The sequence below is a fragment of the Streptomyces umbrinus genome (genome assembly GCF_030817415.1).
Classification (GTDB): domain Bacteria; phylum Actinomycetota; class Actinomycetes; order Streptomycetales; family Streptomycetaceae; genus Streptomyces; species Streptomyces umbrinus_A.
Map to the genome: position 1 here is coordinate 509,817 of NZ_JAUSZI010000002.1, position 23,024 is coordinate 532,840.

Annotated in this window: 23 protein-coding genes and 2 pseudogenes; 13 read left to right on the forward strand and 12 right to left on the reverse strand. The window is 68.1% G+C overall.

Going from position 1 to position 23,024, the window contains the following annotated elements; all coding sequences use genetic code 11:
• Positions 1 to 30: 30 nt before the first annotated feature.
• Together QF035_RS02980 and QF035_RS02985 are read right to left on the reverse strand one after the other, a co-directional pair.
• Positions 31 to 1,044, reverse strand: coding sequence for an ADP-ribosylglycohydrolase family protein (locus QF035_RS02980; RefSeq protein ID WP_307517934.1), 1,014 nt, complete (start codon positions 1,042 to 1,044; stop codon positions 31 to 33).
• A complete protein-coding gene (locus QF035_RS02985) occupies positions 1,041 to 1,760 on the reverse strand; it encodes a GntR family transcriptional regulator (RefSeq protein ID WP_307517935.1) in 720 nt (239 codons plus the stop codon). The genes QF035_RS02980 and QF035_RS02985 overlap by 4 nt, the downstream gene beginning before the upstream one ends.
• Positions 1,761 to 1,933: 173 nt before the next feature.
• Here QF035_RS02985 and QF035_RS02990 point away from each other — a divergent pair, with 173 nt between their 5' ends.
• Positions 1,934 to 2,092 (forward strand): hypothetical protein, encoded by a 159-nt coding sequence (locus tag QF035_RS02990; protein ID WP_307517936.1) that lies wholly within the window; start codon positions 1,934 to 1,936, stop codon positions 2,090 to 2,092.
• 201 nt (positions 2,093 to 2,293) lie between these two features.
• Here the strand turns inward: QF035_RS02990 and QF035_RS02995 are convergent, their stop codons facing one another.
• Together QF035_RS02995 and QF035_RS03000 are read right to left on the reverse strand one after the other, a co-directional pair.
• A complete protein-coding gene (locus QF035_RS02995; protein ID WP_307517937.1) occupies positions 2,294 to 2,536 on the reverse strand; it encodes a hypothetical protein in 243 nt (80 codons plus the stop codon).
• Positions 2,537 to 2,709: 173 nt separating this feature from the next.
• Positions 2,710 to 4,308, reverse strand: coding sequence for a hypothetical protein (locus QF035_RS03000; RefSeq protein ID WP_307517939.1), 1,599 nt, complete (start codon positions 4,306 to 4,308; stop codon positions 2,710 to 2,712).
• A 380-nt stretch (positions 4,309 to 4,688) separates the two neighbouring features.
• Between QF035_RS03000 and QF035_RS03005 the strand changes: the two genes are divergently transcribed.
• The gene (locus QF035_RS03005) at positions 4,689 to 4,898 is read left to right on the forward strand and encodes a hypothetical protein (RefSeq protein WP_307517940.1); all 210 of its coding nucleotides are present in this window, start codon (positions 4,689 to 4,691) and stop codon (positions 4,896 to 4,898) included.
• Positions 4,899 to 5,195: 297 nt separating this feature from the next.
• Here the strand turns inward: QF035_RS03005 and QF035_RS03010 are convergent, their stop codons facing one another.
• Positions 5,196 to 5,543 (reverse strand): cytochrome ubiquinol oxidase subunit I, encoded by a 348-nt coding sequence (locus QF035_RS03010; RefSeq protein ID WP_307517941.1) that lies wholly within the window; start codon positions 5,541 to 5,543, stop codon positions 5,196 to 5,198.
• Between the two features lie 115 nt (positions 5,544 to 5,658).
• Between QF035_RS03010 and QF035_RS03015 the strand changes: the two genes are divergently transcribed.
• The 4 genes and pseudogenes from QF035_RS03015 to QF035_RS03030 form a co-directional block, all read left to right on the forward strand.
• Positions 5,659 to 5,970: a hypothetical protein gene (locus QF035_RS03015; RefSeq protein ID WP_307517942.1), complete on the forward strand. Its 312-nt coding sequence runs from the start codon at positions 5,659 to 5,661 to the stop codon at positions 5,968 to 5,970.
• A gap of 149 nt (positions 5,971 to 6,119) precedes the next feature.
• A complete protein-coding gene (locus QF035_RS03020; RefSeq protein WP_307517943.1) occupies positions 6,120 to 6,791 on the forward strand; it encodes a glycoside hydrolase family 11 protein in 672 nt (223 codons plus the stop codon).
• Positions 6,788 to 7,474 (forward strand): polysaccharide deacetylase family protein, encoded by a 687-nt coding sequence (locus tag QF035_RS03025; protein WP_307517944.1) that lies wholly within the window; start codon positions 6,788 to 6,790, stop codon positions 7,472 to 7,474. The genes QF035_RS03020 and QF035_RS03025 overlap by 4 nt, the downstream gene beginning before the upstream one ends.
• A 374-nt stretch (positions 7,475 to 7,848) precedes the next feature.
• A pseudogene (locus QF035_RS03030) lies at positions 7,849 to 8,325 on the forward strand (SDR family oxidoreductase); the annotation flags it as partial.
• Positions 8,326 to 8,419: 94 nt separating this feature from the next.
• On the opposite strand, the gene QF035_RS03035 reads toward QF035_RS03030, so the two are convergent.
• On the reverse strand, positions 8,420 to 9,334 hold the full coding sequence (locus tag QF035_RS03035; RefSeq protein ID WP_307517945.1) for a LysR family transcriptional regulator: 915 nt from the start codon (positions 9,332 to 9,334) through the stop codon (positions 8,420 to 8,422).
• A 106-nt stretch (positions 9,335 to 9,440) separates the two neighbouring features.
• Between QF035_RS03035 and QF035_RS03040 the strand changes: the two genes are divergently transcribed.
• From QF035_RS03040 to QF035_RS03055, 4 genes are all read left to right on the forward strand, one after another.
• A complete protein-coding gene (locus QF035_RS03040; RefSeq protein WP_307517946.1) occupies positions 9,441 to 10,286 on the forward strand; it encodes an oxidoreductase in 846 nt (281 codons plus the stop codon).
• Positions 10,287 to 11,117: 831 nt separating this feature from the next.
• Positions 11,118 to 12,395, forward strand: a complete 1,278-nt coding sequence (locus QF035_RS03045) for a prolyl oligopeptidase family serine peptidase (protein ID WP_307517947.1) — start codon at positions 11,118 to 11,120, stop codon at positions 12,393 to 12,395.
• Between the two features lie 252 nt (positions 12,396 to 12,647).
• On the forward strand, positions 12,648 to 13,145 hold the full coding sequence (locus QF035_RS03050; RefSeq protein ID WP_307517948.1) for a peptidylprolyl isomerase: 498 nt from the start codon (positions 12,648 to 12,650) through the stop codon (positions 13,143 to 13,145).
• A gap of 602 nt (positions 13,146 to 13,747) precedes the next feature.
• Positions 13,748 to 13,948, forward strand: coding sequence for a hypothetical protein (locus QF035_RS03055; RefSeq protein ID WP_307517949.1), 201 nt, complete (start codon positions 13,748 to 13,750; stop codon positions 13,946 to 13,948).
• Between the two features lie 88 nt (positions 13,949 to 14,036).
• On the opposite strand, the gene QF035_RS03060 is transcribed toward QF035_RS03055, so the two are convergent.
• The gene (locus QF035_RS03060; RefSeq protein ID WP_307517950.1) at positions 14,037 to 14,633 is read right to left on the reverse strand and encodes a TetR/AcrR family transcriptional regulator; all 597 of its coding nucleotides are present in this window, start codon (positions 14,631 to 14,633) and stop codon (positions 14,037 to 14,039) included.
• A 91-nt stretch (positions 14,634 to 14,724) separates the two neighbouring features.
• Here QF035_RS03060 and QF035_RS03065 point away from each other — a divergent pair, with 91 nt between their 5' ends.
• From QF035_RS03065 to QF035_RS55635, 3 genes and pseudogenes are all read left to right on the forward strand, one after another.
• The gene (locus QF035_RS03065; protein ID WP_307517951.1) at positions 14,725 to 15,591 is read left to right on the forward strand and encodes an SDR family oxidoreductase; all 867 of its coding nucleotides are present in this window, start codon (positions 14,725 to 14,727) and stop codon (positions 15,589 to 15,591) included.
• A gap of 13 nt (positions 15,592 to 15,604) precedes the next feature.
• Positions 15,605 to 16,171 (forward strand): annotated as a pseudogene (locus tag QF035_RS03070) (SDR family NAD(P)-dependent oxidoreductase); the annotation flags it as partial.
• Between the two features lie 82 nt (positions 16,172 to 16,253).
• Positions 16,254 to 16,343, forward strand: a complete 90-nt coding sequence (locus tag QF035_RS55635) for a hypothetical protein (RefSeq protein ID WP_373466918.1) — start codon at positions 16,254 to 16,256, stop codon at positions 16,341 to 16,343.
• A 487-nt stretch (positions 16,344 to 16,830) separates the two neighbouring features.
• On the opposite strand, the gene QF035_RS03075 is transcribed toward QF035_RS55635, so the two are convergent.
• From QF035_RS03075 to QF035_RS03095, 5 genes are all read right to left on the reverse strand, one after another.
• Positions 16,831 to 17,577 (reverse strand): TSUP family transporter, encoded by a 747-nt coding sequence (locus tag QF035_RS03075; protein WP_373466919.1) that lies wholly within the window; start codon positions 17,575 to 17,577, stop codon positions 16,831 to 16,833.
• A 366-nt stretch (positions 17,578 to 17,943) separates the two neighbouring features.
• On the reverse strand, positions 17,944 to 19,404 hold the full coding sequence (locus QF035_RS03080; protein ID WP_307517955.1) for a GH1 family beta-glucosidase: 1,461 nt from the start codon (positions 19,402 to 19,404) through the stop codon (positions 17,944 to 17,946).
• Between the two features lie 90 nt (positions 19,405 to 19,494).
• Positions 19,495 to 20,436 carry a carbohydrate ABC transporter permease gene (locus QF035_RS03085; protein WP_307517956.1) on the reverse strand — a complete coding sequence of 314 codons (942 nt, stop codon included), beginning with the start codon at positions 20,434 to 20,436 and terminating at the stop codon, positions 19,495 to 19,497.
• 13 nt (positions 20,437 to 20,449) lie between these two features.
• Positions 20,450 to 21,445 carry a carbohydrate ABC transporter permease gene (locus QF035_RS03090; protein WP_307517958.1) on the reverse strand — a complete coding sequence of 332 codons (996 nt, stop codon included), beginning with the start codon at positions 21,443 to 21,445 and terminating at the stop codon, positions 20,450 to 20,452.
• A gap of 110 nt (positions 21,446 to 21,555) precedes the next feature.
• Positions 21,556 to 22,869 (reverse strand): extracellular solute-binding protein, encoded by a 1,314-nt coding sequence (locus tag QF035_RS03095; protein ID WP_307517960.1) that lies wholly within the window; start codon positions 22,867 to 22,869, stop codon positions 21,556 to 21,558.
• Between the last annotated feature and the right edge of the window lie 155 nt (positions 22,870 to 23,024).

Consider the following 23,024-nt stretch of genomic DNA (forward strand, 5'->3'; position numbering starts at 1 on the left):
CTCGGTACAGAGGGAAATGGGGGGAAGGGTTCAGCGCGTGCGGTAGGTGAGCAACTGCCGGGTCAGAGATTCCAGTTCGAGATCGTTGACCTCTTGCAGAGTGCGTACGGCTTCGCCGGGCAGGGCACTGAACCCCGCCACGGCCCCCGCGATCCCACCCGCGATGGCAGCGATGGTGTCGCTGTCACCACCGAGATTCGCGGCCAGCAGTGCGGAGCGCCACGGGTCGCCGTCGGTGAGCGCCAGTACCGCGAACGCGGCCGGGACCGACTCCTGGCTGGCGACGCTGGTGCCGATGAGGGCATCGATCCGGTCGAGCGCCACTGCTGTGTCCAGGCCGGCCACCAGTTCGCGTGCCCAGGCGATACGCGCCGAGATGCTGGCGCCCGCGGTCCAGTGCCCGCGCCGGGCGCCGGCCGCCGACACCGTGATCGCGGCCTCGAAGACATCGTCGAGTGAACCACCGGCAATGCCTGTGGAGACGGCCGCGGCGACGGCCGACGCTCCCGCGATCCCGACGGTCGTGTCATGCGTGACCTGGCAGGACTCGACGACCCGGCCCAGGAAGCGTTCCGTGTCGCCGGTGTCGAACGCGATACCGACCGGCGCCACCCGCATCGCTGCGCCGTTCGTCGTGCCGTGCTTGCCCGCCTCCTTGAGGTCGACGCCACGTGTCACCGCGTCCAGCGCCGCTTTCGTCGACGGCCCGAGCAGGTCGAACGACCCCTTGGCCTTCATCTCCTTCTCCCAGGACAGGAGTTCCTCGGCGAATCGCCTGGGATCGACATGCCCGTCGCCCTCGACCAGGAGCCGAGCCACGATCACCGCCTGGTCGGTGTCGTCCGTGACGGATCCGGCCGGCATTCCGGCGCTCACCGGGTTGTCGGACCGCGCGGGCTCGAAGCCGCTCAGCGTGCCGTAGACCCGCACGACATCGGCGCGGGACATGACCTGTGTCGGCATCCCGAGGGCGTCGCCCAGCGCGAGCCCGTAAAAGGCACCGAGGGCGCGGTCGAGCAGGGCGGGATCGGGTGTGGAGGTCACAGCTGGGCTCCTCGGCCAGTCCGTACGTGCAGTTGGAACCGGGACGGATCGAGCAGGCTGGTGACCTTTTCGACGACGTCCCCGTCCGCGCCCCAGAACACCTGGGAGACGCGGAGGAAGGACTCGCCGGGCGAGCGGTGCAGGATCGCGGCCTCGTCCGTGTCGAGTCCGGCGACGGCGATGTGCGCCTCACCGGAGTCGGGGACGCGGCCCACCGCCGCGAGGGTGCGGCTCAGGGAGCCGTCGTCCAGTCCGCGCTCAGGCAGGTCGGCGAGGCTCCCGACAGCGGGCACGCGGCTGAACTCCAGCGAGACGCCGTGTCCGTCGACCAGCCGACGGACACGGTCGAGGGCGATGAACTCAGTTGACCCCAGGCCCAGTTCGTCGGCGAGAGCATCGTCCCGTATCCGCTCGAAACGTAGGGTCTCGGTCGTCAGTTCGGTGCCCTGCGCGGCGAGTGCACGGGTCCAGCCGAGCTGTTGGTCGAGGGGAGCGCCGTCAAAGGTGACGATCGACCCGATGCCGGCATGCGTCTCGATGAGCCCTTGCTCGCCAAGCACACCGAGGGCCTGCCGTACCGTCGTCCGGCTCACCCCGAACCGCTCTCGCAGTGCGTGTTCGCCGGGGAGCTTGCTGCCGTCGGCATGCACGCCCGCACGGATCTCCTCCGCCAGCACATGAGCGACACGATGATGCTTGTAAACCTGTCCAGGCATGTCTGGAACCTAGACTCCGACCTTCGGACCTGTCTACACCTGTCCAAAAGATTGAGCCGGATCTCCCCACCATCCAGCGCGCCGTCGACCTCATCTGCGATCGCATCCGCCAGGCGGACCAGGACCGCGCCGACCTCGGCGAACGGCTCCGCCGCAGATACCCCGACCCCGGCTTGCGCGCCTACCTCGACCCCCTCGACGACTGTTGCGCGGGCAACCTGCGCTGGTCCCTGGAGACCACCCTCTACAACGGAACCGGCAACGCCTGGAACGGAGCGCGCACCAGGCAGGCCACCTTCCACCACGACCGGACCGTCATCGTCCGTGAATGACACGGCGCCAGCCCCCCAGAGGTGCTCAGCCATCGCTGCGGAGGATCAGTCAGCTGAGCATGCCGCCTGGCCAGACCGGCCAATTGGCAGGTTGTGGCCGCGTCTTCGTGACGCCCCAGTCAGACGACGTATTGCGTTGTCCGCTTCCGGCGTAGTCGTCACGCAGGCGCGGTCACAGCCAGCCCGCGCGCTCAGTCACACTCAGTCGGATACGGGCATTGCTTCCCAGGCGCTCGCGCTGGAGCTTCCTTCCATCAGGACGGGCGTGTCGTAGCTGCGTCCGAGGTACAGGACCTTGGTGGTGCCGTCCCGCAGTTTCATCCGGTAGGTGATCCGCTTCGTGCCGGGGTTCCACCACCGCCACACCGCCGTCGGAGCATTCGCAATGCAGTTCACGAAGCTCAGCGGGCCGGGCAAGCTGAACTTGGCGTTGGCGCTGTCCACACAGTCCAGGAGCCGGCTCTGCGTACCGCGAGCGAACACGGAGATCGACGCATCCGGTTCAGCCTCACCATCATTGCCTTCCCAAGAACGCCGCCGCCCCGACTCACGCTCAGCCCCGCCGCCTGGTCGTCGTTCGTGGCGCCCCTGTCGACGGCCCAGTAGAACGGGGCTGGTCACCCCGAGGCCAGCTGTTCCGCTATCTCCTGGATCCAGTCGCCGGTCTTCGCCGGGTCGTTGAGGGTCTCAACCCACGCGTCCGGCTCCAGCTTGTGCTTGGCGGGGCCTGATTTGAGAGCGATGAGCAGGGCTCTGGCGGACTCCCGCATCTCGGCCGTCGTGCTGCCGCTCCCGGAGATGTTGGGACCCGCCGCCAGGGCGTAGATCTCGCGCGCCATGGCCTGGCGTTCGCCCTTCGACACCTTCTTCCAGAACTTCAGGGCATGCTTCAGTGACTCCTTGCGGGACGCGGCCTCCGCGGGGGTCTCGCCCTTCGGCGCCCAGCGCTCGGGGTGGTGGACCTCTTCGTAGCGCTTCGTGGCGGCGCGGAGCGCCTTGTACATGGTGACGCCGAGGACGAGGCCGGCCCCGGCCCCGGCGAGGCCCCAGCCGACCGGGTTGCTCGCCAGCCCGACTGTTCCCGCCGCGACCGCCGTCACGATGCCGGCTGCGGCCTTGGTGGACTCGCCCCCGCCGCTGACCGTCTCCTTGCCCATCTTGGTGAGCTGCTTCTTCTTCGCGTACCCCTGCACCGTGCTCAGCTTTTCCACGTCCTTCTCGGCGCGCTGGAGGCTCTCGGCGGCGTCACGGGCTTCACCCATCGCCTCCCAGGCGGCGTCGATGGCCTCGGAGACGAGCTCCAGCCGTTCCGGGCCGTCGTGGGCCCAGTAGGCGTCCAGCGCGACGTAGGCCTCCGCCGCGGCCCAGCCGGCCTGCTCCCGCGACTCGTTCAGCCGGGCCAGTGACCCCGCGTGGACGAGGTGGGGATCTCCCAGGTTCTTGACCTGCTTGTACTTGCGGGCCGCTCCCCCGACGCGGAAGGCGGACCGCATGCCCTTGATCGCGCCGATGGAAGCGCTGGCGATACCGCTCGCCTCGGACGCCACCGCGGCGTCCGCCGCCTTCTGGACCTTGGTCACCTCCTTGGCGATGGCGGCGCTGTAGCTTCCCGAATTGGCGGCGCCGACAACCGCGTCGGCCCCCTTGGTCTTGGCCCTCTTCTTCGCCGTGTGGTGGTTGGCCCCGGTCTCGTGCTTCTTGGCGTCCTTCATGTTCTTGTACGCGTCCATGCCACTGACCACGGTGCCGGCGGCCTCCGTGAGGAGGTTCCCCGACGCCGCGGAGGTCCCCGAGGCGGCGGTGGAGTGCTTGAGGCCCTCATTGGCAGAGACGGCGGCCTGCTGGGTGAAGGCCGCGTTTGTGGGGGTCTGGAAGCCCTTGATGAAGGTGTCGATGGGTTCGAGATTCTTCTTGAACCTGTCGAGGAGCGCGGCGATCCGGTCGCGATAGTTCTTCTTCGCCCCGGCGGACGCGCCGCCGTTCTCCGCGGCTCTGTCTCTCTCGGAGTCCCGGGCGGGATCTCGGGCGGTGTCCCGGGCGCGCTGCACCGCCGCGGTCGTGGCCCGGTTGCCGGCGCGGGACTGCATCGCGAGGAGGGCGTGCTCCGCCGAGCGTGCGGACGTACTCCCGGTCCGGCTCCCTTCCCGACGCTGCTGGGCCGACGTCAGGACGGCTGCAGACTGCCGCGTCGAGGTGCGGTGGATCGGGGTGCTCATGGATGGGCCTCTCCTGTACCGGACCGGGCGAGGCGAAGGTAGCCACACCTGGCAAACAGAAGGGGAGCGGCGGGGAAACTCCTCACGCAGACTGTGGGGCGCGTGCGGTGGATTCAGTTGGTCGTTGCACGGTCGCCCCAACCCCTGATCATGGAGGGCGTGAAGCCGGACGAAGGAATGCTCGATTGCTTTCGCAAGGTGGTGGGCGAAATGACCGGGCGTCAAACACGAGGGAGCCGAGGGAGACGGGGCAGGGAGATGAGTTGCGCTTTCGGGCTCTCGGTGCACATCAACGGCCTGTCCTCCGCCCAACCGGAGGGTCTGCTTGACGGGTAAGTACGCAATGAACTCGGCCTCCCCGAGCGCGGTCTCCATGCTCCATGCTTCGCTTCCACGACCCCGTCGAGTGGGACACGGCCGACGAATGCGGCGAGGGCTCAATGGGCTCCGCCGTGATCGGGCTGGCGTTCAACTGCTCTCTGGCCGAGGCGTCACCCCGGATCGTCAAGGCGATGCAGGTGCCGGACCTCGGTCAACGCGGCTTCGCCTTCACCGCGGCAGGCATCGGGCCCGGCTCAACGGGGAGTTGACGTCAGAACTGTACGCCGCGCTGCGGGCGGAGGGCCCCGGCCGCAGGAGCATCGCCGAGAACGCCGTCGACTACGTGCCGTTCCGGAAGCTGCCACTGTGGCTCAAGCAGTTGAAGGTCGGAAGCCCCAGAAGGTCGCGGCCATGGCCGGTCGGCAACCGGGGTGAGCTTCAGCCCGGGCATGGCCGTCTCGCAGGTGAGGTCCTTGGCGATGTAGCTGCCGAGGCAGGGGATGTCGAGCTCGGCGATGTTCCGCGCGGCTTGCTGGTCCGGGACGGAGAACAGGACGAAGCCGGTGTCACCGTTGGCCCCAGTTGTCCTCGATCGCCTCCAACTTCGAGAGCTGATACGGCAGTTCATGCCCGGCCACACCGTCACCGGGGTAGAGCCGAACAGGCATCAGCAGCGCGGCGATCCCGAGCGCGATCGACATCGAGCGGCGGGCGAAGCCCTTCGCGCGCCCCTTGACCAGGTACCAGGCCGAGATCCCGGCGACGAAGAAGCAGACAGGCACGACGATATCCACCGTCGCAGCACCGGCGTCCGGGAGAAGCGGACGGTCGACCGGCTGGAATGGGGCCGGCCGCTCCACGCGGGCGGCGATATCGGTGAGGTGAGAGGTGGGAGTCATGGCTTCCTCAGGCATGAGCGGACGACAGACTGCGGCTCACAGGCCCTGATCCAGGGCCGCAGCCTCACTGTTGCCGCCCCGCCCGTGGGGAGGTGGAGGAGGATCCCGAGACTGACAGCGAGTCAGATCAATGACCGAAAGCGCTCCCACGATTCACTGCGAACTCGGCCGTATCACGGCATTGCGGAGTTGGCCGACACCTGTGATCAGGGTGCCGTGCCGCCCACTCCTCGCTGGTGAATGTGGCGGGTGCGTCGCACGGAAGGCGAACACCTCGGAACTGATCTTCGATCAGATCGTGCCGCAGGCCGTCTCCTGTCACAGCATCCTCCAGGACGATTCCATCGAGGTGGGAAAGTTCGAAACATTCGAAGCGGCGGTCCGTCTATTTGATCTTCAGCAACCCGACATCACCCTCATGACGACATCGGCAAACCAGTAGATAGCCACCAGCAGGCATTATGACGTTCACAGACATCAGACCCTCTGCGAATGTTTCGTGATCAGGTACGAAACTATTGACGCTTGACGGGTGCAGGTCAACACTGTTCGACCAAACCCCCGCCCCTGGAAGACGGAGGAAACCCGCACATGAACCTCATACCTGCACAGCCGAGCCGCAGGCAGACCTGCGCCATGCTGCTGGGCGCCGCGACCACGCTGGCTCTGCCCGGCACGGCCCGCGCCGACACGGTCGTCACCACGAACCAGACCGGCACGAACAACGGCTACTACTACTCGTTCTGGACCGACGCACAGGGCACGGTCTCCATGAACCTCAGCGCCGGTGGCAGCTACAGCACCACCTGGAGGAACACGGGGAACTTCGTCGCCGGCAAGGGCTGGAGCAACGGCAGCCGCAGGACCGTGTCCTACTCGGGCTCCTTCAGCCCGTCCGGCAACGCCTACTTGTGCCTCTACGGGTGGACGTCCAACCCGCTGGTCGAGTACTACGTCGTCGACAACTGGGGCACCTACCGGCCCACAGGAACGTACAAGGGCGCCGTAACCAGTGACGGCGGCACGTACGACATCTACCAGACAACGCGGTACAACGCCCCGTCCGTCGAAGGCACGAAGACCTTCAATCAGTACTGGAGTGTCCGGCAGTCGAAAAGGACCGGCGGCACCATCACCACCGGCAACCACTTCGACGCCTGGGCGCGAGCGGGAATGCGCCTCGGCAGCTTCAGCTACTACATGATCCTCGCGACCGAGGGTTACCAGAGCAGCGGCAGCTCCAACATCACGGTATCGGCATGAGCACCCGGACACCGCTTGCGTTACATCCCCTGACGACGACGCTCGCCGCCGTCGCACTGGTCGCCGCGGGCACTCTCACCGTCAACGCCGCCCCGGCGCATGCCGCCGCCTGCAACGGATACGTCGGGCTCACCTTCGACGACGGCCCGTCCGGCAACACACCGGCCCTGCTCAGCGCGCTCACGCAGAACGGGCTGCGGGCCACGATGTTCAACCAGGGCCAGTACGCCGCCGCCAACCCGTCCCAGGTACGGGCGCAGGTCAACGCCGGTATGTGGGTGGGCAACCACAGCTACACCCACCCGCACCTGCCCCAGCTCGGCCAGGCGCAGATCGACTCGGAGATCTCCCGGACCCAGCAGGCGATCGCGGCCGCGGGCGGCGGTACACCGAAGCTGTTCCGGCCTCCCTACGGCGAGACCAACTCGACGGTGAAAGCAGTCGAGGCCAAGTACGGTCTGACTGAGATCATCTGGGACGTGGACTCACAGGACTGGAACGGCGCCGGCACGGATGCCATCGTTCAGGCCGCCGGCCGGCTCGGCAACGGCCAGATCATCCTCATGCACGACTGGTCCGCCAACACCCGGGCCGCGATCCCCCGCATCGCGCAAGGATTGACCGCCCGCGGCCTGTGCGCCGGCAGGATCTCCCCGCAGACCGGCCGCGCCGTAGCCCCCTGACAGTCGGTCCGGCGTCCCCTGTACGACCTCTGCGCACCACCCGTCAGATGGGTCGCCCCGGCGACATGCCCTGTGCGACGGCCGGCCTCGCGCCGGCCGTCGTCATCGTGTCCACTTCCACCGCGCGCTGTCGGCGCCCCGGGCGCCGGTCGCGCCGGCAGCCCAGTCACCGGTGCTCTTACAGACCGCCATCGCGGCCTTCTTCCACGCCGCAGCTCGTGCCCGGCAAACGCCGTCCTACCGTCGGCGCCAAGGCAGTGGCTCCTGGTCGTCCCCGCCGGCGTCCATGCGTTGCAGTGCGGCGTTGATCGCCTCGCCGATCTCGGCAAGCTGGCTCACCTGCTCAGGGATGAGCGCATCGAAGACCGCGCGGCGTACGCCCCGAAGACATGGCCCGCGTCCACGCCGTCAACGTCACCGGCCCGCTGCTGGGCATCCAGCACCTGGTCCCGCTGATGCGCCCGGGGGCATCGATCGTGAACGTCGGTTCGTCAGCGGCACTGACCGCCCACTACCCGGTCGCGTACACGGCCGGCAAGTGGGCGCTGCGCGGACTGTCGAGGACCGCCGCCATGGAACTGGGGCCCCGTGGCATCCGCGTGAACATCATCCACCCCGGCTTCATCGAGACGGACATGGCCGCCTCCGCGGCGCCCGCGTTCCGCGAGGCGAACGTTCGCGGAACACCGCTCGGCCGCACCGGAACCGTCGACGAGATCACCCCACTCATCACCTTCCTCCTCTCCGACGACGCATCGTTCATCACCGGCGCCGAGATCCCCGTAGACGGCGGCCTCACCGCGCACGGCGGCGCCAAGCCGATCTCGGACGCCCTGCGCCCCAACGCCTGAACCAGCGGCAACGCACGAATGACACGGCAGAAGGGCCCGGGGTGGCTGTCATGGGAGCAAGGTCGGCGAGCACCACCGCGCTCTGAGCGCCCAGTCAACAGGTTGTGGCCCCAACCTCCCGCGCAGCGGCAAGGTAGGCGAGAACCAGCGTCCGTTTGTCGTCCTGGCAGGCGGCCACCGCCAGTTGAGAGGGGGAAATGCCCCGGACCGGCACGGCGATCACCTCGTCCCGGACGACCAGTGGGGCGTTACCGGTGGCCAGCAGAGCCACCCCTTGGCCGCCGGCGACCGCCTCGTGGGTCTCCTCTGCGCTGGCCACCACCCCACCGATCCGCAGCTGTCGACCGTCCCGGGCGTCCAGGGCGAGCCAGTAGTCCCGCAGCGGGCCGGCCTCCCGGGGAAGGGCGAGGAAGGGCTCCTCCAGCAGGTCGGTGAAGTCGACCTTTCCCTCGGGGTCGGACGCGGCCCGCGCCGCCAAGGGGTGTCCGTCCGGCAGCGCGACCAGCCGAGGCTCGCGGGCTACCACCGCATACTGGTAACGATCATCCTCGGGCAGCGGCAGCCAGACGAAGGCGACGTCGCTGGATCCATCCGCCAACCCGGCCGTGGGATCCGCCCAATTGACCTGGCGCAGGACCGGCTGTGCGTCCGGATGCCGGGAGACAAGGCGGGTCCGCAGAGCGGGCAGCAGCCCGCGGCCGGGACTGGTGGACATGCCGATCACCAGGGTGCACCGCTCGGCGGTCTTCGCCTCCTCCACCGCTGCCTCCGCGGCCTGCCAGGCGGCCAGCACCGCGCGGGCGTGCGGCAACAGGGCTTCCCCCACCGCGGTCAACCGCACTGTCCGCCGGTCCCGTTCGAACAGGACCACACCGAGTTGCTTCTCCAGCATCCGTATCTGCTTGCTCAGCGCGGGCTGGGAGACGAACAGCCGCTCGGCGGCGCGGGTGAAGCTCAATTCCTCGGCGACCGAGGTGAAGTAGCGCAGATCACGCCCATGGACGTCCATAACTCATGGCTATCACAAGGGGTCTTGGACGCCGCCCTGGTACCTGGCGAAGGATCGACCCTGTCGACGGAAGAGCCCAGAACGCCAGTTGACGAGGGAGACGAAGATGAGCAAGAACACCAAAGTCTGGCTGGTCACCGGCGCGAGCAGCGGTTTCGGGCGGGCCATCGCGGAGGCCGCGGTCGCCGCCGGCGACACGGTGATCGGCACCGCCCGGCGGACCGAGGCGCTGGACGACCTGGTAGCCGCGTACCCGGACCGCATCGAGGCGATCAGCCTGGATCTCACCGACGGCGAGCGGATCGATGTGGTGGCCGCCGACGTCCTGGCACGCTACGGCAAGGTGGACGTGCTGGTGAACAGCGCCGGCCGCACGCAGGTAGGGGCGTTCGAGGAGACCACCGACCGGGAGCTGCGCGACCTGTTCGAGCTGCACGTGTTCGGCCCTGCGCGTCTGACCCGGGCGCTGCTGCCGCAGATGAGGGAGCGGGGCAGCGGATCGGTCGTGAACATCAGCAGCTTCGGCGGGCAACTGTCCTTCGCCGGGTTCTCCGCGTACAGCGCGACCAAGGCGGCGCTGGAGCAACTGTCGGAGGGCTTGGCCGACGAGGTGGCGCCGTTCGGCATCAAGGTGCTGATCGTGGAGCCCGGCGCGTTCCGTACCAACCTGTTCGGCAAGGGCGCCGCGTACTTCTCCGAGGAGAACCCGGCGTACAGGGAGAAGGTCGGCGCGACCCGGCAGATGGTGCAGGGCAGCGGCGGCAGCCAGCCCGGCGACCCGGCGAAGGCCGCGGCGGCGATCCGGCTGGCTCTGGACGCCGAGAAGACCCCGCTCCGCCTTGCCCTCGGCGCAGACGCGGTCGACTTCCTGACCGCACACCTGGACTCCGTGCGGGCCGAGCTCACCGAGTGGGAGGAGGTCTCCCGGAGGACGGACTTCGACACGGAGTGACAGCCGGGCAGCCGACTGCAGAAGGTCGACAGGCGCCCTACTCCGGTCTCGGTCCTCCACGAGAACACCATGCTGCTGACGGATACTCACCGTCGCGGTAACAGTGCCCATCGCACAATCCCGGCCAACGGGCGATGACCCGCGCAGCCAAGGTTGTCAACGGATCGGGCTCCGTCCACTTCGGACGGGGCTCCGTTCGTCATCTCAGCCAAAATCGAAGGATGCGCGGGGCGAAGGTGCCCTCGGGGCCGTCGGCGCAGCCGACCGACCACACCGTCGACGTGCACGGCACTTCCGCATCGCCCCCACACGATGCGATTCGTCCCAGCCGTGAACGCCTGGAGTTCCTCGTAAGGGTCTCGCTGAAAACCAAGGTCAGCACCGTCCTGGTGATCGTTGATCAGCCCCCCATCGGCGGCCTCCCGCTGACGGTCACTCGGGACAACCGCTACGGGACAACAGCCCGGTGGTCAGGCCTGGGTTCGCTGCGACCGATGAGGGGCTGGGATGGGCCCGTCGGATCATCGCCGCGGGTGAATCCGTCACTGCCGCGGGCGGAGTGGTGGTCGACAGACCGGTCGTCGGGTGCGTTCGACGACTGCTGGGCCGCGTGACCTGAGGGCCGGCCGTCACCGCCTGGAGAAAAGCCGAAGCAGCGCCTGTCCGCCACGCGGCAACGCCGGTAACGTGCCGGCGGTACTCACTTCTGTCCTGCTCACGACACAGCCCGCCCTGATCCTGTACGTGGTGGGCCGTCACCTCTCAGCGGCCGCACCACCGGGTTCGGCAAACGGGCCGTGATGAAGCCTGCCGACGACATGAGGAGTCCGCATGGCAACACCGATCAGCCGTCGCACCATTCTGGCGGTCAGCACGGGCGCCGCCGCCGGCCTGTCCCTGCCCGGCGCCGCCGCGTATGCCGACGACCATGCGACCAACGCTGTGAGATTCACCCTGAACGCCCAGGTGCTCGACGGCGGCGAACAGGTCACCTCGATCACCCTCAACACCGCCCGGCTCGGCCCGATCGACCCGGCCAGCCTGACCACCGCCACCTTCACCGTGCACGCCAAAGCCACCAGCCCGATCCCCATCGCCGACGACGACGCCATCTCCGGCGAGTACGACCTCGACCGCACAGTGACCGCCGTCCGGCTCGACCACCGCGGCAACATCGTCCTCGATCTGAGCCACGCCGAGGGCCAGACCGGCGGCGGCACCCTCGGCTACATCCGGGGCAAGGCCCGCAACGTCATGCTCGACCTCGCCTACGCCATCACTCAGCGCGCCCCGATCGCCTTACGCGATCACCGACCGATCACCATCGAAAGATTCGTGCAGAACCGCCGGCTGTCGGACCCCGAGGTCGACGCGTTCAGCTCCCACGTCTCCGGCTCGGGAATGAAGTACCGGCTGTACTCACCCACCGGCTCCCACGCCTCCCGACGGAGCAAGCACCCACTGATCGTCTGGCTGCACGGCGGAGGTGAGGGCGCCTCACTACCCGACAACTACTACGACAACGAGACCACGCTACGAGCGAACCGCGGCGCACTGGGCTTCGCCACCCCCCGGGCACAGCGCATCTTCGACGGCGCCTACGTCCTCGCCCCGCAAAGCACCTCCGCCTGGATGCAGGACGGCCCCCGCTTCGCCCCCCTCATCCACGAGATCATCGGCGACGTCACGCGCAGGAACCGCGTCGACCACGACCGGATCTACGTCGTCGGCTGCAGCAACGGCGGCTACATGAGCATGAAGATGACCACTGTCTACCCCAACCTGTTCGCCGCCTCTGTGCCTATCTGCGGCGTTGTCACGTCCTTCCCGCCCGGCGGTGCACCGCTGATCCCCGACAGCGAGCTGGCAAGGATCAGCACCCCCAGCTGGCTCGTCACCTCCCGCGACGACACCACCGTGGACCCGCAGGCCAACACCGCCCACGCGCACGACCTCATCCCCGACTCGCTGGTGACGCTCTACGACCACGTCATCTGGAACGGCCACCAGTTCGCCGGCCACTGGTCGTGGATCTACGTCGCCCGCAACGACCCCAGCATCAACGGAACGCACATCTGGCAGTGGATGGCCGCCCAGCATCGGCACTGACGGGAAACCCACGTTCGTCTGCAACGCGATCTTCAGCGGCAACTGACCACCGGGAGGAGCCGGCGCAGGGCAGGTCCGCCTGACGGCCATCGCGCGGTCCAGGGCCTGTTCCTGGGCCGGCGTCGGGACCCGCTTCGACTTCGCCAGGTCGACGGGCACCAGCGTGGTGGGGGAGCCGCGGAATTTGGTCTTCATGGTGGGTGAACCGGGGCGGCTCCAGGCCAGTACGCGGGGCCGTGACAGGATCCCCCTATGTCTACCAACGTCTTCTTCGACATCACCATCGACGGCGCCGCCGCGGGCCGGATCGTCTTCACGCTGTACGACGACGTCGTCCCCAAGACGGCGCAGAACTTCCGTGAACTGGCCACCGGCCAGCACGGCTTCGGATACGAGAACTCGGGCTTCCACCGTGTCATCCCCGACTTCATGCTCCAGGGCGGCGACTTCACCCGCGGCGACGGCACCGGCGGCAAAAGCATCTACGGCCAGAAGTTCGCCGACGAGAACTTCAAACTCAAGCACGACAAGCCGTTCCTGCTGTCCATGGCAAACTCCGGCCCCGACAGCAACGGCTCCCAGTTCTTCATCACCACAGTCCTCACCCCATGGCTCGACGGCAAGCACGTCGTCTTCGGCGAAGTCGTCGAGGGCCAGGACCTGGTGAGGAAGATCGAGTCCCTGGGCTCGCGTTCCGGCGCCACCCGCGCGAAGATCGAGATCGCCACCTCAGGCACCCTGGAGAAGTAGCCCCACCGCCCCGGGCAGCGGAACCGGCTCAACGCAGGCCGTCCGGCCGCGCACCCACCCGCCCAGCCCGGGGCCACCACGGGCTCCCTAGTCGGACGCAACATCGTTGTGCTCGCGTCACCCATCCGCGTGCCGCGGCCGAGCAGCGGGAGCACGCCCGAACGTCGATCGATGCTCAAGAACGCAGGGATCGACCACGTGAGACCACGTGAGCATCCCCCGTCGCCGGCAACATCCACACTGACTTGAGCGTCTTGAAGGTCCAACGGCAAGGCCCCCAAGGCAACGAACCCTCGCCCTCACCACCAACGAGGGTCCAGAGCTGCTGGACGCGGCCGTCAAAGCTCCGCTCATGCCTCCTGGCTGGTCTGCTCGGGCCGATTGTTCCACCGAACCCCCGAGTGCCTCTCCCGACAGTGACTTCGAAATGGCGCAGCCACCGGCAACCGATGCCGCCGCAGCAGTGGACTCCGCGGCGCTCGTCTTCCTGACCCGGATGATCGAGAACGAGGACCTGTCCAGAGTCCGCCGAACGGTAAACCCCTGCCGCTCAGCAAGCGGCGGCACATCCGCCAGCGCCGATCCGTGGAGCGGACGGCTCGGTGGCCGCGGCCACCGCGACTACGACCGACGGACCGGTGGAGACTGTCCGGCTGTTCAAGCTGGCCAAGACCTCCGCCGTCAAGTCCCGCTCCATGGCCATCAGTCGGCTCAAGGCCGTGCTCGTGGCAGAACAGGCGTCGCGGGAGTCGCCGGCCGGGCTGAGCAACCCCAAGCTCGGCCGCCGATGTTCGCAGCTGTAGTCCACGCCGGCCACGGGGCCGTCGGCCGCTTCGCGCCATACGCTCCGGCCGCTGGACCCGGCGCCTCATCCTCGCCAAGGAAGGTGCGCTAGCCGGGGTGGTGAGGTAGGCGGGTTTGAGGGGGCTGGGTGAGTGCTGCTACGGCGGTTGTGACCCTGGTCCTGTGGTCGGGGCCGGTTTTCTGACGGTTCTCCGGTTGCAGCGCCTTGAGTGACCAGGTGGTGGTGTCCCAGCTGATCACGAGTGAGAGGACCATGGCCATGAGTTCCGCTGCGGGGATGTCGGCGCGGACCTTGCCGGCTTGCTGAGCGGCCTCGATGGCGGAGGCCCTCTTGCGGTACTGCTGGACCTCGGCGTCGACGGGCTGCTGGCGTTCCAGTCCCGCCCAGAGGTACAGCCGCCGGATGTGCGGCCACCGTTCCAGTCGGTCGAACAGGTCGCCGGCGTAGTCGGCCAGGGAGCCGTTCTCGAACGAGATCGACTCTGCCAGCTTGATCATGCTGTCGGCGACGACTATGTCGAACAGTTCTTCCTTGGTCCCGAAGTGCACGTAGATCGACCGCTTGTTGGCCGTGGCGGTCTCGGCGATGCGGTCGATCCGGGCGCCGGCCAGACCGTAGGTGGCGAACTCGTCGACCGCCGCCTTCATGAGGCGTCGCTTGGTCTCGGTGGCATCAGGTGGCATGCAGTCATCGTACATAACCATCCAGGTATTTACATGCGGGGTCGACGTGGGCTATGAATATAACCAGTTAGTTACCTACCTGGGAGCAAGCATGGCCCGCACCTGGTTCATCACCGGCACGTCCTCCGGCTTCGGCCGTCACCTCACCGAACAACTGCTCGCACGAGGAGACAGGGTCGCCGCCACCGCACGACGCCCGGAGAGCCTCGACGACCTGGCGGCCCGCCACGGCGAACAACTGTGGCGTTCCCGCCTGGACGTCACCGACACGACCGCGCTACGTGAGGTCGTGGACCGCGCATTCGCCGAACTCGGCCGAATCGACATCGTCGTGTCCAACGCCGGCTACGGGCTCTTCGGCGCCGCCGAAGAACTCACCGACGAGCAGATCGACCGGCAGATCGCGACCAACCTCACGGCGTCGATCCAGCTCACCCGCGCTGCCACCCCGCACCTGCGCCGCCAGGGCGGCGGACGCTACATCCAGATCGCCAGCATCGGCGGCCAGGTCGCCTTCCCTGCCATGAGCCTCTACCACGCCACCAAGTGGGGCATCGAAGGATTCTGGGAGTCGGCCGCCGCCGAGCTCGCACCGTTCGACATCGGCGTGACCCTCGTCGAACCCGGCGTCGCCCGCACCAACTTCGGCACCGGTGGCTCGGTCCTGGGCGCGCCGCTGCCCGAGTACGCCGACGGCCCCTCAGGGCAGTTGCGAGGCGTCCTCTCCGGCGAACTGCCCCCGCTGCCCGCCCCCGGTGACCCCGCCAAGATCGCGGCGGCCATCATCGCCTCCGCCGATCAGGGCAAGGCACCGTTCCGCCTGACGCTGGGCTCCGACGCCTACGCACTGGCAACCGCCGCCCTGCGCAATCGCCTCGAAGCCCTCGAAGCCGGACGCGGCCTCGCCCACTCCACCGACGCCGACGACTTCACCGCCCCCTCCCCCACCGGCCGCTGAAAGGAACCCCCTCATGTTCGACTTCACCGGCAAGACCGTTCTCATCACCGGAGCCTCCGGCGCACTCGGCTCCACACTGTCCGCCCGGTTCTCCAAGGCCGGCGCCAACACCGTCACCGCCGCCCGAACAGGCTCCGACCAGCTCGCCGCCAAGCTCGACGGCCCCTCGCTGGGAGTACGGCTCGACGTCACCAGCGAGTCCGACTGGACCGACGCCATCGCCCAGACCGAAGTCCGCTTCGGCAACGTGGACATACTCATCAACAACGCCGCCTACCTGCGCGTCGGTACCGTGGAGAGCATCCCGCTCGACGAGTTCCAGCTTGTGTTCGACACCAACGTCACCGGCGCCCTGCTCGGCATCCGCGCCGCGGCCCCCTCGATGCGCAAGGCCGGCGGCGGTGCGATCGTCAACATCAACTCCGTCGCGGGCCTTGCGGCCGCTCCCGACCTCGTCGCCTACAGCAGCAGCAAGTGGGCGCTGCGCGGCCTCATGCGCGCAGCCGCCGAGGGACTGGCCCGCGACAACATCCGAGTCAACTCCGTCCACCCCGGCATCATCGAATCCCCCCTCGCCTACGGCCCCGACGGCAACGCGCTGGTCCCCGTCGACGACTTCGCCATCCCCCCGCAACGCCACCCCCGACGAAATCGCCGGCTTCATCCTCTTCGCCGCCTCGGACCAGGCCCGCTTCGCCACCGGCTCCGAGATCATCGCCGACGGCGGCTTCACCCTCGGCCCCCTCACCTGACACACACCCCGACACGACAAGTACCCAACGCTTCCATAGAGTTCCAGACCACGACCGCGGGCTGGGTTCATGGACGTACAGCAGCAGCGGTCTGCCGTTCCTGCCGACCAGATGCCTGACTCGGGGCGCAGGCGCGTGCGGTCCGCCGGCAGCGTCACCGAGGGGCAGGCTGGGCCGCGGCCTCAACTCCCATACCTGCTCGCGAAATTCGGCCCGCAGCATCCCCGCGTCTGCGAGGCAGTCACCTCCCGGAGCGACCACTGCGGCCAGGTGCGGCCCCACGAGCGCACCTGCCCGGGGAGCCGGTGTGCTGGGTCTGTCCAACGCCCCTGCCGACAATGGATGCGTTGATGGGGGGCCGTGCCGACTGCAACAACACGCCACGGCCCCCGCGCCGAACCTACCCGCCCCCGGCCAGAGCTCCTCGGAGTTCGTGGCGCGCCGGCACTGGCAGCGGGGCCTCCTCAGCATCGATCGATCCGGCAGGTCAGTGCAGTGCGTCGAACGCGTAGAGGGTGCCGAGTGCGGCGGCCAGGGTGCCGAGTAGCAGGCGGAGGAACGTATCGGGCATGCGTGGCTGGAGGCGTGCTCCGAGGTAACCGCCGATGAGACCGCCCAGTCCGCAGGCCAGGCCGAGAAACCAGTCGGGGGCGATGCTGCCGCTACGGACCAGGGACAGCAGGGCGTATGTGGAGGCGCCGACCAGGGAAGTGGCGAAGGTCGAGGCGAGCGCGGCGGGGGCGACCTTGGAAACGGGAACACCTCGGCCGACGAGGATGGGGCCGAGGATCGAGCCGCCGCCGATGCCGTAGATGCCACCCATGACCCCGACGGCGAGCGCCAGGGCGGTGATTGTCCGGGGCGCAAGCTCCGGGCGTCGTGTCTCCGGGAGTGCGGGGCGGAGGGTCCGGGTGATGATCCACGTACCGAGCGGCAGCATCAGAGCGGCGACCAGAAGCCGGAAGAGGTTCGGGCCCGGAAGGGCGAACACGCGGATAACCGCTCCGAGGATCACACCGGGCAGGGTGCCCAGCACCATACGGCGCACGAGCGGGCCCTTCAGGGTGCCGTCGCGTCGGTAACGCAGCAGGGCGCCGGGCCCCGCAACCACGTTGTAGAGCAGGTTCGTGGGCGTGACGGCCGGGTTGGGCACGGCGAAGACGCTGAGCTGCACGGGGAGCAGGAACACGGCCCCGGACACTCCGACCGGCGCGGTCACCACGGCTATGAGCATCCCGACGGCAAGGCCGGCCGCTCCCAACTCCCACTCCACCCGATGCCCCCGCGTTGCCTGAGCTTGTCCCGCTTCCGCCTCCCCGCGACAGCGTAGATCGCCCGCATGTCCCCATGGCACGCTCCCGACCTGGGTGATCAAAGCTCGATGGCAGGCTCAATCCTCGCGGTCCGCGACCCACGGGCCTGAGAACCCGCCGATGACACCGGGCGGATGCTCCATGAGCGTCCGCCCGGTGTTGTCAGACGAAGACCCCCGACGCGTCACGCGATGGACCCACAAGGAAAAGGAAGGAGGAACCGCCCTGCAACACCGTTGGACCGTGAACGGCCGATCCCCGGCTGTGCTTCGACGTCACACACGAGCTCACCGATTCCCACCGTCCCGATCGGGCAACGTGCCGGTGCGGGCCACGTCGGCGTACCACCGTGCGCTGGCCTTGGGGATGCGCCTACCGGTCGGGTAGTCGACGTAGACGGCACCGAAGCGCTTGCTGTAGCCGTAACCCCATTCGAAGTTGTCCAGCAGGGACCACAGGAAGTAGCCCCGTACGTCGACGCCGGCCACGATCGCCCGCTGTACGGCCGACAGGTGGCCGCGCAGGTAGGCGATGCGTTCGGGGTCGCTCACCTCGCCCTCCGGATTGACGTAGTCGTCGAACGCGGCCCCATTCTCGGTGATCATCAAAGGCATCGAGGGGAACTCTGCCTTGAGTCGCATCAGCAGGTCGTACAGACCGCTGGGGTCGACCGCCCAGCCCATCGCGGTGGTGCTGCCCTCGGGGCGGTGGAAGGCGACCCGGTCCGCGCCCGGCCAGGGGCTGTGTTCGCTCGCCCCGTGACCGTCGGAGCCGTGGCTCGCCTCGCCGGTGGCGGCCGAGACGAGGGTGGGCGTGTAGTAGTTGACGCCCAGGAAGTCCAGCGGCTGGTGCATCGTGGCGAGGTCGCCGTCCTTCACGAAGGACCAGTCGGTCAGGCCGGCCGTGTCCTGGAGGAGATCCTGCGGGTACGCGCCCTCCAGCAGCGGGCCGGTGAAGACACGGTTGGCCAGCGCGTCGATCCGGCGGACCGCGTCCAGGTCCTCGGCTGCCTCGGTCAGCGCTCGGACGTGATGGATGTTGAGCGTGATGGACGTCCGCGCGCGGGAGGGCAGTTCGGCGCGCAGAGCCAGAACGGCCTTGCCGTGGGCGAGGTTGAGGTGGTGCGCCGCGCGCAGGGCCGCGACCGGGTCGGTGCGCCCGGGAGCATGGACACCGGAGCCGTATCCGAGGAAGGCACTGCACCAGGGCTCGTTGAGGGTGGTCCACGTCTTCACCCGGTCCCCCAGTGCACGGGCCGCCAGGGTCGCGTAGTCGGCGAACCGGTCGCTGGTGATGCGCTCCGGCCAGCCACCGGCGTCCTCCAGCTCCTGCGGCAGGTCCCAGTGGTAGAGCGTGACGACCGGTTCGATGCCCTTCTCCAGCAGGGCATCGGTCAGGGCTCGGTAGAAGTCGAGGCCTTTCTGTACGGCCGGGCCGCGGCCGGTCGGCTGCACCCGCGGCCATGACAGGGAGAACCGGTAGGCGCTCACGCCGAGGTCGGCCATGATCGCCACGTCCTCGCGCCAGCGGTGGTAGTGGTCGGTGGCCACGTCACCGGTGTCGCCGTTGCGCACCCTGCCGGGCGTGTGCGAGTAGGTGTCCCAGATGGAGGGGGTGCGTCCGTCGACGGAGGCGGCACCCTCGATCTGGTACGCGGCGGTCGCCGTGCCCCAGGTGAATCCCTGAGGGAATCGGATGGAGTCGGTGGTTCCCGGGGCGGGCGCGACACGTCGGGTAACGGTGGTCACGTGAGTCCTTCCAAAGGTACTTCGGGGTGGGAGGGCGGAGCGGGGTGGCGGGTACCGGAGGGGCACGGCAGCAGGGAGACGGCGGGGCGCTCATCCCTTGACCGCTCCCTGCATGATTCCGCCGACGATCTGACGGCCGAAGACGATGAACATGACGAGCAGTGGCAGCGTGCCGAGCAGGGCGCCCGCCATGATCAGCGACTGGTCGCGTATGTATCCCGCGCTCAGCTGGGTGAGTGCGACGGGCACCGTCGGGTTGGACATGTCGAGGACGATGAACGGCCAGAAGAAGTCGTTCCAGGCGTGCACGAACGTGATCATGAACAGGACGGCCATGGGCGGCCGGGCGATCGGCAGCACGATGCTCCAGAAGATGCGCAGGGAGTGCGCACCGTCCACGCGGCCGGCCTCGACGAGTTCGTCGGGCAGCGCCTCGCTGAGGTACTGCCGCATGAAGAACACCCCGACGGCGCTGACGAGCGTGGGGAAGATGACGGCGGGCAGCTGCTGGCCCCAGCCCAGTTCCGTCATCATCATGAACAGCGGTACGACGCCGAGTTGAGGCGGCACCAGCATCGTGCCGATCACGAGCATGAGCAGGATGTTGCGGCCCTTGAAGCGGAGTTTCGCGAAGGCGAAGCCGGCCAGGGTGGCGAACAGCACCGTGGACAGGGCGATCACGCCGGCCACGATCAGGCTGTTGAGCATGGCCTTGCCCAGCGCGGCGTCCTGCCAGGCCTTGCCGAGGTTCTCCAGGAGATGGGGTCCCGGCAGGAACGGCGGAGGCGTCTGGGTGACGCGCGTGTTGTCGGTCGACGCCGCCACCATGGTCCAGTAGAGCGGGAAGAGCGAGAACAGCGCCGCGATCCCCAGCAGGATGTAGGCGACGGGACCCGCGTGGTGCTGACGTCCGGCACCCGGGTGCCGGAACAGTCGTCGGCTCCGCCGGGCGGGCGGGGTGTCCTTCCGCGCCTTTTGCGCGGTGCCGGAGCGTGCGTCCGGTGTCTGGACCGGGATGCTGTCAGTGGTCATGGAGATCTCCCGGTCAGCCCTTGCGCGCGGTGACGCGCGTGACAAGTCGTTGGACGACGAACACCACGATGAGCAGCAGGAACATCGCCCAGGCGACCGTGGCGGCCCGGCCCATCTGATAGTTCTTCCAGCCCTCCTCGTACAGCAGCAGTCCCAGCGTCTGGTACTGGTTGTCCGCTCCCCCGGTGATGCCGTTCGGGCCCTGGCCGAAGATCAGGGGCTCGCCGAAGAGCTGAGTGGCGCCGATCGTGGACAGGACGATGGTGAACACGATGGTGGAGCGGATGCCGGGGATGGTGACCGTCAGGAACTGTTGCCACCGCGAGGCGCCGTCGATGGCCGCGGCTTCATAGCGGTCGCGTGGGATCGCCTGCATCGCCGCGAGGTAGAGCAGGGCGTTGTAGCCGGTCCAGCGCCAGATGACAATCGTGGAAATGGCCGTCTGCGCGGCCCACTTGTTGTTCTCCCAGTCGACGTTGTCGACGCCGACCAGGCTCAACATCCAGTTGATCATGCCGAAGTCGCGCTCGAAGAGCATCGTGAACACCAGGGCCGCGGCACCCACCGACGTGGCGTACGGCGTGAGGGCGGCGACGCGGAAGAACGTCGAGCCACGCAGCCGGTAGTTGAGCAGGTGCGCCAGCCCCAGCGCCATCAACAGCTGCGGCACGGTCGACAGGACACCGATGGTGAACGTGTTGAGCAGTGCGTTCCAGAAACGGTCGTCTTCCCACAGGGCCGTGTAGTTGTCGAAGCCGACCCACTCCATGAGGTTCAGGGTCGACAGTTCGACGCGGTGCAGGGAGATCCACGAGGTGTAGACGAGCGGGTAGAAGCTGAAGGCGGCGAAGACGACGAAGAACGGGGCGACGAAGGCGTACGGGGCGCCGCGCACGTCGAGACGGTGCAGCAGCGTACTGCGCCGCTGATGCTCCGCGCCGGTGCCGGACCCGGCCGGCGGGGCGGCACCGGGCGCACCGTCTGGGGTTGTCGGGGTGGAGATGGCCACCGGAAGGCGTCCTTCCTGGAGGGTGACGGGGAGGGCAGGGGCCCGGCGGCCCACTTGGGGCCGTGCGTGGGACGCCGGGCTGCTGCGGAGGTGGGCGACGGGGCCCGAGGTCAGCCGGCGGCCTTCTCGATGCGCTTGTCCGTGGTCTTCCATGCCTCGTTCGGGCTCTTGTTCTGCGCCTCGATCAAGGTCAGGCCCTGCGAGAAGATGTCCTTGATGGTGCCGTCCTTGCGGCCGAGCACCTGCTCATCCGGGATCTCCTGGGCCGCGGCGCTGAAGATCTTCCCGATGGGCGCGCCGCTGAAGTAGTCGGACTTGGCGTCGACCACTTCGGGCATCCCCAGCGCGGTCTGCGACGAGGGGAAGTTGCCGATCTCCTTGAAGAGGTAGGCCTGCTGCTCAGGGGCGGTGAGCCAGGCGACGAGCTCCTGCGCCTCCTTCTTCACAGGGCTCTTCTCCATCACGCCGAGGAACGCTCCGCCCCAGTTGGCGCCCTTCGGCGCTTTGGCGACGTCCCACTTGCCCTTGTTCTTGGGGCCCGCCTTCTCGCTGATGTGCGCGAGCATCCACGCCGGGCAGACGGTGCTGGCGAAGGTGCTGTTGGCCAGGCCGGGGTCCCAGCCGGGCTGGAACTGACGGAGCTTGGCGGTCAGATCGGACGTGGCCGCCTCGGAGGCCAGCTTCCACGCGTCCTTCACGACAGGGTTGGTGGCGTAGATGAGCTCGCCGTCCTTGTCGTAGAACTGCTGGGAGTTGCCGTAGATCATGGCGTTGAACAGCCCGCTGGAGCTGTCCATGAAGGCGACCTTGTCGTCCTTCGACTTCTGCTTGAACTCCTTGCCCGCGTCGACGTACTTCGACCAGTCGCCCTCCCACAGCTTGGCGACCTCGTCGCGGTCGGTGGGCAGGCCGGCCTGCTCGAAAAGGTCCTTGCGATAGCAGACCGCCATCGGACCGATGTCGGTCCCCAGGCCGATGACCTTCTTGTCCGCGGTGGTGACCTGGCTCTGCTTCCACGGCAGGAAGTGGTCCGTCCCGGCCACGCCGGACAGATCGACGAACTTGTCCTTCTGCGTGTCCGACAGTTCCTTGGCCCGACCAATCTCTATGCCCTGGATGTCCTTCAGCCCGCTGCCGGCGGCCAAGTGGGTCTGCAGGGCGGTGTAGTAGGTCTGCTCGTCACCCGCGACGTCCGCCTTGATGACGACGTTCGGGTGCTCCTTCATGTACTTGTCGAGCAGGCCGGTCTCCTTGAAGCCCATGACGCCGAACAGCCCCATGGTGATGGTGACCTTGCCGTCCTTCTTCCCCCCACCGGTCCCCCCGCTGTCACTGCTTCCGCAGCCCACGACCAGGCCGAGAGCCGACACAGCCGATATGGCGGCCACGGCTCGTGTACGCAACTTCCTTCGGGCCTTGCCCATTCAGTCCTCCTAGCGGCGGCGCTGACGCACCGGAGTTCGGGCCCCACGGTCCGCTCCGTAGGTCCCGATTTGTCCCAGTGGGTACGTTCCCAAATGGCGATGGGAACGTGCCCACTCAGAGGCCCGAAGCGTGGCCGCCGCAAAAGGGTCCTGTC